Below are 255 nucleotides of genomic sequence, written 5' to 3'. Positions count from 1 at the left end.
CAACGTCGGCGCGCTGAAGATCGACTTCACGTCGGTCGACAATCCGCGGCGCCGCATGCGCTCCATCAGCGTCACGGCCAACAACGAATGCCCACCGAGCTCGAAGAAATTGTCGTATCGGCCGACCCGCTCCAACCGCAACAACTCACACCAGATCGACGCCAGCGTCGTCTCGACCTCGCCTTGCGGCGGCTCGTAGGCACGCTGCGTATACGCCTGCCCATCCGGCGCCGGCAGCGCGCTGCGATCCAGCTT

The 255-nt window shown here is 65.1% G+C and carries 1 protein-coding gene; it reads right to left on the bottom strand.

Annotated elements, in window-relative coordinates; translation table 11 throughout:
• On the bottom strand, positions 1-255 hold a 255-nt coding region (locus LC490_RS24645), incomplete at both ends, for a phosphopantetheine-binding protein (RefSeq protein WP_223621913.1).

The organism is Lysobacter sp. ESA13C (genome assembly GCF_019970005.1).
In the GTDB taxonomy this organism is placed as follows: domain Bacteria; phylum Pseudomonadota; class Gammaproteobacteria; order Xanthomonadales; family Xanthomonadaceae; genus Lysobacter; species Lysobacter antibioticus_B.
The sequence above is the reverse complement of the archived record's forward strand: the minus strand, read 5'-3'. Positions and strand labels throughout refer to the sequence as shown.